At 51.2% G+C, this 3190-nt stretch carries 4 protein-coding genes and 1 tRNA gene; 4 read left to right on the forward strand and 1 reads right to left on the reverse strand.

Annotated elements, in window-relative coordinates:
- The first annotated feature begins 178 nt into the window (after window positions 1-178).
- The 3 genes from ACTHS3_RS10975 (at window position 179) to coaD (ending at window position 1925) form a co-directional block, all read left to right on the forward strand.
- A complete protein-coding gene (locus ACTHS3_RS10975) occupies window positions 179-454 on the forward strand; it encodes an oxidative damage protection protein (protein ID WP_003682648.1) in 276 nt (91 codons plus the stop codon).
- A gap of 164 nt (window positions 455-618) precedes the next feature.
- Window positions 619-1305 carry a Bax inhibitor-1 family protein gene (locus ACTHS3_RS10980; RefSeq protein WP_440367959.1) on the forward strand — a complete coding sequence of 229 codons (687 nt, stop codon included), beginning with the start codon at window positions 619-621 and terminating at the stop codon, window positions 1303-1305.
- 107 nt (window positions 1306-1412) lie between these two features.
- Window positions 1413-1925, forward strand: coding sequence for a pantetheine-phosphate adenylyltransferase (coaD, locus tag ACTHS3_RS10985; RefSeq protein ID WP_107857861.1), 513 nt, complete (start codon window positions 1413-1415; stop codon window positions 1923-1925).
- A gap of 47 nt (window positions 1926-1972) precedes the next feature.
- On the opposite strand, the gene ACTHS3_RS10990 is transcribed toward coaD, so the two are convergent.
- The gene (locus ACTHS3_RS10990; RefSeq protein WP_070459658.1) at window positions 1973-2533 is read right to left on the reverse strand and encodes a hypothetical protein; all 561 of its coding nucleotides are present in this window, start codon (window positions 2531-2533) and stop codon (window positions 1973-1975) included.
- 204 nt (window positions 2534-2737) lie between these two features.
- Between ACTHS3_RS10990 and ACTHS3_RS10995 the strand changes: the two genes are divergently transcribed.
- Window positions 2738-2813 (forward strand) — tRNA-Phe (locus ACTHS3_RS10995).
- The last annotated feature ends 377 nt before the right edge of the window (window positions 2814-3190 follow it).

The following is a 3190-nucleotide window of genomic DNA, read 5'->3' on the forward strand; positions in this document are numbered from 1 at the left end:
TTGCGGGCGAGAAAAAGGGAATAACGGCGGGCAGTATCGAGGCGGTTCATAATCTTTGCCTGAATAAACAGAAAAGACCATCATAGCAAGGTTTCAGGCCGTCTGAAACCCACGCTTTCCCCTATCCGTGCAATCGGCTAAAATACCAACCTTTGCAACCCTACATAAGGAAACCGCCATGACCCGTATGGTTCACTGCGTCAAACTCGGCAAAGAAGCCGAAGGCATGAAATTTCCGCCGCTGCCCAACGAATTGGGCAAACGCATTTTTGAAAACGTTTCCCAAGAAGCATGGATGGCTTGGACCCGTCACCAAACCATGCTCATCAACGAAAACCGCCTAAGCCTTGCCGATCCGCGCGCACGCGAATACCTCGCCCAGCAGATGGAACAATACTTCTTCGGCGACGGCGCAGACGCCGTACAAGGCTATGTTCCGCAAGAGCCTAAATAAGCATTGAAAAAACCAAGGCCGTCTGAAACCCGATTTTCAGACGGCCTTTAAAATTCCCGATTGCCCCGCATATTAGGCAAATAGAACAGATAAATCATACAAACCCATGATTCTCTGTTAAAATCCAAATTTCATTCATTTCAATCCACACTGGAGCAAACGCCATGCAAAACGACGTTTACGACTATACCTCGCAAGGCTCGGTTGCCAAAAATACCGTCCTGCAAAAAACCTACCGCCTGCTCGGCCTGTCTTTCATTCCTGCCATTGCCGGCGCATTCTTTTCCGCCAAAACAGGCTTTAACATTTTCTCCATGTTCGGTTCATCTTGGATTGCCCTGGCTGCCTTCTTCGGCTTCTTCTACGGCATGACCTTCCTGATCGAGAAAAACCGTTACAGCAACGTCGGCGTAGCCCTGTTGATGATCTTCACTTTCGGCATGGGCCTTGCCATCAGCCCTATGTTGCAATACGCCCTGGCTATCAACAACGGCGCGCAAATCGTCGGTACGGCCGCCGCTATGACCGCCGGTGTATTCTTCACCATGTCCGCCATGGCACGCCGCACCACAATGAACATGAACAAACTCGGCAGCTTCCTCGGTGCCGGTGCGATAGTGCTCATGATTGCCGTTGTGGCCAACATCTTCCTCAACATCCCAGCCCTGAGCCTGACCATCGCGGCCGGCTTCGTTGTCTTCAGTTCCCTGATGATTATGTGGCAAGTTCGTGCCGTTATCGATGGCGGTGAAGACAGCCACATCAGCGCGGCGCTGACCATCTTCATCTCCATCTACAACATTTTCAGCAGCCTCCTGAGAATCCTCATCTCTATTAGTGGTGACGACTGATAAAGCCGCAAAGGCCGTCTGAAATTTCAGACGGCCTTTTTGATTTTTGACATCACCGGCAAACTCCCCTATCCTGAACGCCACACAAACCCCATTCCCAACCTAAAATGACCACGACCACTCCGCGCCGTGCCGTGTACGCAGGCAGCTTCGACCCTCCCACCCTCGGCCACCTGTGGATGATACAGGAAGCCCAATCCCTCTTTGACGAACTCATCGTCGCCATCGGTACCAATCCCGAAAAGCGCAACACCTACACCATAGAAGAACGCCGCGCCATGCTCGATGCCATTACCCACCCCTTCCCCAACGTCCGCATCAGCGTGTTTGAAAACCGCTTTTTGGTCGATTACGCCCGCGAAGCCAACGCCAATTTCATCGTCCGCGGCATCCGTTCCGCCGCCGACTACGAATACGAACGCTCGATGCGCTACATCAACAGCGACATCGCCCCCGAAATCTCCACCGTCTTCCTGATGCCACCGCGCGAAATAGCTGAAGTGTCCTCCACCATGGTCAAAGGCTTGGTCGGCCCACAAGGCTGGCGCGACATGATAGGCCGCTACCTCCCCGACCCCGTCTATAAAAAAATCCTGCAAGACCACGAAACAAACACATAAAACAAAGGCCGTCTGAACATTTCAGACGGCCTTCCAATTTCCATTGATTATTTACGGGCAGACGTCAACGCCTGCAGATTTTGATTCAACGTTTCCATGTCCAACCAACCGGCGGCAATAAACAGCATCAGAATCACCGTACCCACACACAGCACCCCGATACCATACAACAGATAGCCCACCAAAACACGGCCTAGCGTCGCATTTCCCATCCACATCAAACCGCGTACCTGCACCACAAACACCCAAGCCTGCCACAACAGCGCAAACGCAGCCAACGCCGGCACATACAACACCAGCAACAGCGGCAGCAGCAAAGCCTCAGACACCAAAATAAAGCCCCACAAAGGCAGCCGGGGCGCACCGTAATAATGCAGCACCTTGCGCATCGAGCGGCTCAACACCAACCATTTCACAATCACCAAAATCACCGACAGGCACACCGCCGCCGCGCCACTGCCAAACAAAGGCGACATGCTGGCCGCGTTCACCACACCCAACAGCAGCAGCACCGCTGCCATCACCAAAGGCGAATACAAATACGTCTCCGGCGAACGATAGCGCAAACGCAAAACATCCCACATATCACGAACAAACACATACAGCATGGCATAAATCCAAAGCAAAAAAGCCGATTGTATCTTAGGCCGTCTGAAAATCAAACCGGCAAACCTAAAAACCGCCAATTAAAACGAAAAATAATTCAATACAAAACAAAATCTTAATTTACCGCCTCAAAAATAAAGCCTACAACCGCTTGCACAAGGCAACGAAATTTGGTTTAATTCACATCTCGCAACGAAACACGCGAAGGCCAGATAGCTCAGTTGGTAGAGCAACGGATTGAAAATCCGTGTGTCGGCGGTTCGATTCCGCCTCTGGCCACCACCAACCGCCTTGAAGCGGTTATTTTTTTGTCTATACGATTTACACGCCATACTTAGCGCAAATCCTGCTCCAGACCATGCGTCCCGATTTCCACACAAGGCCGTCTGAAAATTTTCAGACGGCCGTTGTTCATGTTGGCATGGCATAAAAATCCGCTTTACCGCCCCATTCCGACAGAATACGGCGCTTCCATCCAAATCGGCTGAAACCTTCGCGAACATACTGAATATGAATAAAGTTCAAGGCCGGTCGGTTTACTATATAATACCGTCCAAACCAACCATAACTTACTCATTGCAGGGAAGATAATGAAAAAAGTGCTGATTGTGCATTACTCGCAAACGGGGCAGCTCTCCAGCCTGGCGCGAAATTTTGCC

The sequence above is a fragment of the Neisseria sp. P0009.S007 genome (assembly GCF_051962515.1).